Origin of the sequence: Streptomyces sp. NPDC005728 (genome assembly GCF_040630895.1) — a bacterium.
Lineage (GTDB): Bacteria > Actinomycetota > Actinomycetes > Streptomycetales > Streptomycetaceae > Streptomyces.
The window spans coordinates 1-5,922 of sequence record NZ_JBEXYL010000214.1; the positions used below are offsets into that span (position 1 = coordinate 1).

Consider the following 5,922-nt stretch of genomic DNA (forward strand, 5'->3'; position numbering starts at 1 on the left):
GCCAGAGCATCTCCTGGGCCGACCTCATGATCCTCACCGGCAACGTCGCCCTGGAGACGATGGGCTTCAAGACCTTCGGCTTCGGCGCCGGCCGTGAGGACGTCTGGGAGGCGGAGGAGGACGTCTACTGGGGTCCCGAGACCACCTGGCTGGACGACAAGCGCTACACCGGTGACCGCGAACTGGAGAACCCGCTCGGCGCGGTCCAGATGGGCCTCATCTACGTCAACCCGGAGGGCCCCAACGGCAACCCGGACCCGATCGCCGCGGCCCGCGACATCCGTGAGACGTTCCGCCGTATGGCGATGAACGACGAGGAGACCGTCGCCCTGATCGCCGGCGGCCACACCTTCGGCAAGACCCACGGCGCCGGCCCGGCGGACAACGTCGGCGCCGACCCCGAGGCCGCCCCGATGGAGCAGCAGGGCCTGGGCTGGAGGAGCACGTACGGCACGGGTGTCGGCAAGGACGCCATCACGTCCGGCCTGGAGGTCACCTGGACCACCACCCCGACCCAGTGGAGCAACGGGTTCTTCAAGAACCTCTTCGAGTACGAGTACGAGCTCACCCAGAGCCCGGCCGGCGCCAACCAGTGGGTGGCGAAGGACGCCCCGGAGATCGTGCCGGACGCCTTCGACCCGTCGAAGAAGCAGCGCCCGACGATGCTCACCACCGACCTGTCGCTGCGCTTCGACCCGATCTACGAGCCGATCTCCCGCCGGTTCTACGAGAACCCGGAGGAGTTCGCCGACGCCTTCGCCCGCGCCTGGTACAAGCTGACCCACCGCGACCTGGGCCCGAAGTCGCTGTACCTCGGCCCGGAGGTCCCTCAGGAGACGCTGCTGTGGCAGGACCCGCTGCCGGAGCGTGCGGGCGACCTCATCGACGGTGCGGACATCACGGCCCTGAAGGCCAAGCTGCTCGACTCGGGCCTGACCGTGTCCCAGCTGGTCGGCACCGCGTGGGCGTCCGCGTCCACCTTCCGCGGCAGCGACAAGCGCGGCGGTGCCAACGGCGCCCGCATCCGCCTGCAGCCGCAGCGCGGCTGGGAGGTCAACAACCCCGACGATCTGGCCCAGGTGCTGCGCGTCCTCGAAGGCATCCAGCAGGAGTTCAACGCCTCCTCCGGTGCCAAGAAGGTCTCCCTGGCCGACCTCGTCGTCCTCGGCGGTGTCGCGGCCGTGGAGAAGGCCGCCAAGGACGGCGGCCACGAGGTGGAGGTGCCCTTCACCCCGGGTCGGGTCGACGCGACCGACGAGCACACCGACGCGGAGTCCTTCGCCGCGCTCGAGCCGATCGCGGACGGCTTCCGCAACTACGTCGGCAAGGGCAACCGCCTGCCGGCCGAGTACCTGCTGCTCGACAAGGCGAACCTGCTGGGCCTGAGCGCTCCGGAGACGACCGTCCTCGTCGGCGGCCTGCGTGTCCTGGGCGCCAACCACCAGGGCTCGCAGCACGGTGTCCTCACCGACAAGCCCGGCATGCTCACGAACGACTTCTTCGCCAACCTGCTCGACCTGGGCACGACGTGGAAGTCGACGTCCGAGGACCAGACCACGTTCGAGGCCCGCGACGTAGCCACGGGCCAGGTGAAGTGGACCGGCACCCGTGCCGACCTGGTCTTCGGATCGAACTCCGAGCTGCGCGCGCTCGCCGAGGTCTACGCCTCGGACGACGCGAAGGAGAAGTTCGTGAAGGACTTCGTCGCGGCGTTCGCCAAGGTCATGAACAGCGACCGGTTCGATCTCGCCTGATCGACCCGCCGAGGGCTGACCAACCAACCACACGAAGGCGCCCGGCCGACCCTCGCGGGTCGACCGGGCGCCTTCGCCGTGCCGTACCGGGCCTCAGCGGCCCAGCGCCGCCGCCCCGGCCTGCGCGTATCGCTCGTCCAGGTCGCCCGACGGGGCGCCCGCGACGCCGATGCCCGCGACCGGGGCGCCCTTGGCGGTGACGGGGGCACCGCCCGCGAGGAACAGGGTGCCCGGGATGTCCTTCAGGTTCGGCGCCTGCCCCAGGCGCCCGGCCAGCTCGGACGTGGGCGCGTTCCAGGACACCGCGGTGAACGCCTTGCGCTCGGCGGACTCGTACGACTGCGGGCCCGCGCCGTCGCCGCGCAGGGTGACCAGGGTGTTGCCGTTGCGGTCGACGACCGCCGCCGACACCTGCCGGCCGTCCTTCTCGGCCGCGTCCACCGCCGCCTGCGCCGCCTTCGTGGCCGCGTCGAGGGTGAGGTGCGTGCTCTCGGTGAGGTTGCCGCTCCGGGCGGCCACGGCGGCGGGCGCGGCGCTCGTGGAGTCGGCGGCGCTGGCGGCGACCGTACCGACGACACCGGCACCGGCGACGGCGAGGACCGCGCCGCCGACGAGGACGCGGGTACGGCGGGACGGCTTCTTGCGACCGGGCATGGCCAAGAACCTCTCTGCAAGGGGATACGGGGGCGGAGTCGCTCCCGGTACCGATCCTCGGCCCGGAACCGGGCCCTTCCCGTCGACGGACCGGTGGTCACGGGGGTCATCCGATCGGATGACCCCCAAGACCCCGGGTCAGGGAACAATGGAAGGTGTTTGCCCAGCTCAGCACGATGATCGAGGGAGGAGTCACCGGTGGCCGTGCCCGAACGCGACGACACCCGCGCCCTCACCGTCGTCATGCACACGGCGTTCTTCGTGCTGCTGGCCGCTTCCCTCGCCCGCTACCTGGCCCGGCACGCCGACGGCCCGCGCACTCCCTGGATCATCGCCCTCACCGTCCTGCTGGCCGTGCTCTACGTGCTCGGCCCCGCCCTCGGTACCCGCCCCACCCCGCGCCGCCTGGCCTGGCTGGGCCTGGTCGTGGCGGCCTGGGCGCTCCTCGTGGTCCTCGCCCCGAGCTACGCCTGGTGCGCGGTCCCCCTGTTCTACACCGGCCTGAGCACCCTCCCGGCGCGCGCCGCGATCCCACTGGTCGCGCTGCTGACGGCGCTGGCCGTGGCAGCCCAGCTGAGCCTCGCCGGCTGGCCCGACCCCAACGTGCTGCTCGCACCCCCGGCCGTGGCCGCCGTGGCCACCACCGTCTACGTCGTGATGCAGCGCCAGTCCGCGCGCCGGGACGCCCTGATCGCCGACCTGCTCCGCACCCGCCGCGAACTCGCCGCCACGGAGCGCCGCGAGGGCACTCTCGCCGAACGCGAGCGGCTGGCAGGGGAGATCCACGACACGCTCGCCCAGGGCCTGTCCAGCCAGCGGATGCTCCTGCAGGCCGCCGACCGCCTCTGGGACACCGCCCCGGACACCGCCCGCGACCACGTCCGTACGGCGGCGTCGATCGCCGAGCGCAGCCTCGTCGAGGCCCGCCGCTTCGTCCACGACCTGACCCCGGCCGACCTGGCCGAGGGCGGCGGCCTGCTCGCGGCCGTGCGAGCGGTCGCCGAGCGGGAGACGACGTCCACGCTCGCCGTCCGCGTCCACGCGGAGGGCACCCCGCCCGCCGCGCTGCCCGCCCCCGTGGAGTCCGCCCTCCTGCGCATCGCCCAGGGCGCCCTCGCCAACGTCCGCGAACACGCGGCCGCCACGACCGCCACCCTCACCTTGACCTGCCTGGACGACCAGATCGTCCTGGACGTGACGGACGACGGCCGCGGCTTCGACACCGCCGCGCCCCCGGCCGCCGAGGGACGCGGCCACGGCCTTGCCGCCATCCGCGCCCGCCTGCGCCAGCTGGGCGGCACCCTGACCGTCGAGTCGGCCCCGGGCGAGGGCACGGCCCTGTCGGCCTCGATCCCGCTGGAGCCCAGATGACCGGCACACCCGAGACGGCCCACCGGCCCCCCGTCCGCATCCTCGTCTGCGACGACCACGCCGTCGTACGCGCCGGCCTGCTGGCGCTCCTGCACAGCGCCCCCGACATAGAGGTCGTCGGCGAGGCCGGCAGCGGCGAGGAGGCACTGGCGCTCGCCCGCAGGTCGACTCCGGACGTCGTCCTGATGGACCTGCAACTGGGCAGCGGCATGGACGGCGTGGAGACGACTCGTCGGCTGCGCGCCCTCACGCCCGCGCCGCACGTCCTGGTCCTGACCACCTACGACACCGACGCCGACGTCACCCGCGCCGTCGAGGCCGGAGCCACCGGCTACCTGCTGAAGGCCGAGCGCGCCGAGGACCTCTTCACCGCGATCCACGCCTCCGCCCAGGGCCGCCCCGCCCTCTCCCCGCCGATCGCGGACCGCGTCATGTCCCGCCTGCGCAACCCTCGCCCCGCCCTCACCCCGCGTGAACGCGACATCCTCGCCCACCTCGCCCAAGGCCTGCCCAACCACGCCATCGCCCGCGCCCTGTACATCAGCGAGGCCACGGTCAAGACGCATCTACGGCGCATCTACGACAAACTCGGCGTGGACACCCGTGCGGGCGCCGTGGCCGTGGCGAAGGAACAGCGGCTGCTGCCCTGAGACGTCATGCCGCCGGATGCTCTGCTGTGGCGGTACGGCGCCGCCTCCCGCAGCGTGGCAAGGGGGACCGAACGGCGGGACCGGTGTCCCGGCCGCGAGACGAGAGGTGGCACGCATGGACACGGAGGTTTCCCGGCCCCGGGTCGTGGTGGGCGTCGACGGGTCACAGACCTCGTACGCGGCCCTGCGCTGGGCCGTGCGCTACGCCGCGCTGCTCGGCGGCACCGTGGACGCGGTCTCTGCCTGGGAGCTGCCGGGCCTGTACGGCTGGTCGGGGCCCGCGGTGGACATGGACGTCGACGAGGCGGACGCCCGGGAGCGGATGGCGCGGGAACTGTCCGAGGTCCTCGGTGCGGAGGCGGCCGGCTCGGTACGGTCGCTGGTCGTGGAGGGCAATCCTGCCGACGTCCTGCTCAGAGCCGCGGAGGGAGCGGAGATCCTGGTCGTCGGCAGCCGCGGGCGCGGTGGATTCGCGCGCGCCCTGCTCGGCTCCGTCAGCCAGCACGTGACGCAGCATGCCGGCTGCCCGGTGGTGATCGTGCGTCCCGGGGCGGCCTGATCCGGGGTCACGGACCACCCGGTCGATGCTGATGCTCCCCGGAGTCGTGTGGGTCCAGGTGGGAGGCGAGGACCGCTGCCTGGACCCGGCGCTGCACGCCCAGTTTGGCCAGCAGCCGGGAGATGTGGTTCTTGACGGTCTTCTCCGACAGGTACAGCTTCCTGCCGATCTCGCGGTTGGTCAGGCCGTCGCCGATCAGGCCCAGGATGTCCCGTTCGCGCGCGGACAGGCCCGCCAGCTCCGGCGGCAGCGACGGTGCCGGAGCGGGCTCGTGCCGCAGGGAACGCAGGAGGCGGGCCGTGGTCGCCGGGTCCAGCATCGACTGCCCCGAGGCGACCGTGCGGACCGCCGACACCAGGTCCGAGCCCTTGATCTGCTTCAGCACATAGCCGGAGGCACCGGCCATGATCGCGTCCAGCAGGGCGTCATCGTCGTCGAACGAGGTCAGCATCAGACACGCCAACTCCGGCATCTGGTCGCGCAGTTCCCGGCAGACCGAGATGCCGTCGCCGTCGGGGAGGCGCACGTCGAGCACAGCGACGTGCGGGCGCAGGGCCGGTCCGCGGGCGAGTGCCTGGTGGGCGGTGTCCGCGTCGCCGACCACCCTGATGTCCGGCTCCGCGCCGAGCAGATCGGCCAGGCCGCGGCGCACGACCTCGTGGTCGTCGAGCAGGAACACCCGGATCGGGTCCAGCTCCGTGAAGGTGCGTGTCTCGGTCATGGCGACCTCTCGTTCCCCGGTGGGGACAGACTGCGCGCTGTCCACGAGGCCGATCATCGCCCTCCGCCACGCCCGGCGCCAGGGCCGATCGGCCCCCTTGCGGCGCTTCCGGCGTCTGCCGTTGTCGCGTCGGCCGGCCGGAAACCCCGACCTGGGTGGCCCCCGAGGTGCTCCGGCTCGGGGCCCGGCAGATCGGCTCCCAGCGGGCCGAGG

6 protein-coding genes are annotated in these 5,922 nt (G+C 72.9%); 4 read left to right on the forward strand and 2 right to left on the reverse strand.

The annotated features are described in order from the left end of the window. Nucleotides 1-1,754, forward strand: a 1,754-nt coding sequence (katG, locus tag ABZ471_RS47400) for a catalase/peroxidase HPI (protein WP_359075360.1), incomplete at its 5' end; no start/stop codon positions are given. A gap of 93 nt (nt 1,755-1,847) precedes the next feature. Here the strand turns inward: katG and ABZ471_RS47405 are convergent. Beyond that, the gene (locus ABZ471_RS47405; protein ID WP_359075361.1) at nt 1,848-2,408 is read right to left on the reverse strand and encodes a heme-binding protein; all 561 of its coding nucleotides are present in this window, start codon (nt 2,406-2,408) and stop codon (nt 1,848-1,850) included. 243 nt (nt 2,409-2,651) lie between these two features. Here ABZ471_RS47405 and ABZ471_RS47410 point away from each other — a divergent pair, with 243 nt between their 5' ends. The 3 genes from ABZ471_RS47410 to ABZ471_RS47420 all read left to right on the forward strand — a co-directional run bounded on the left by ABZ471_RS47410 (nt 2,652) and on the right by ABZ471_RS47420 (nt 4,988). After that, entirely contained in the window at nt 2,652-3,779 is a 1,128-nt protein-coding gene (locus ABZ471_RS47410) for a sensor histidine kinase (RefSeq protein ID WP_359075365.1), read from the forward strand. Next, nucleotides 3,776-4,429, forward strand: a complete 654-nt coding sequence (locus ABZ471_RS47415) for a response regulator transcription factor (RefSeq protein WP_359075362.1) — start codon at nt 3,776-3,778, stop codon at nt 4,427-4,429. The genes ABZ471_RS47410 and ABZ471_RS47415 overlap by 4 nt, the downstream gene beginning before the upstream one ends. 115 nt (nt 4,430-4,544) lie before the next feature. After that, entirely contained in the window at nt 4,545-4,988 is a 444-nt protein-coding gene (locus tag ABZ471_RS47420) for a universal stress protein (RefSeq protein WP_359075363.1), read from the forward strand. Nucleotides 4,989-4,995: 7 nt separating this feature from the next. Here ABZ471_RS47420 and ABZ471_RS47425 read toward each other — a convergent pair whose 3' ends face one another. After that, nucleotides 4,996-5,709, reverse strand: coding sequence for a response regulator transcription factor (locus tag ABZ471_RS47425; RefSeq protein ID WP_359075364.1), 714 nt, complete (start codon nt 5,707-5,709; stop codon nt 4,996-4,998). Nucleotides 5,710-5,922: the final 213 nt, after the last annotated feature.

Bases quoted from the DNA above. Each gene is read 5' to 3' on its own strand.
- ABZ471_RS47415 (WP_359075362.1), top strand. From the start codon at position 3,776: ATGACCGGCACACCCGAGACGGCCCACCGGCCCCCCGTCCGCATCCTC.
- ABZ471_RS47420 (WP_359075363.1), top strand. From the start codon at position 4,545: ATGGACACGGAGGTTTCCCGGCCCCGGGTCGTGGTGGGCGTCGACGGG.
- ABZ471_RS47425 (WP_359075364.1), bottom strand. From the start codon at position 5,709: ATGACCGAGACACGCACCTTCACGGAGCTGGACCCGATCCGGGTGTTC.
- ABZ471_RS47410 (WP_359075365.1), top strand. From the start codon at position 2,652: ATGCACACGGCGTTCTTCGTGCTGCTGGCCGCTTCCCTCGCCCGCTAC.
- ABZ471_RS47405 (WP_359075361.1), bottom strand. From the start codon at position 2,408: ATGCCCGGTCGCAAGAAGCCGTCCCGCCGTACCCGCGTCCTCGTCGGC.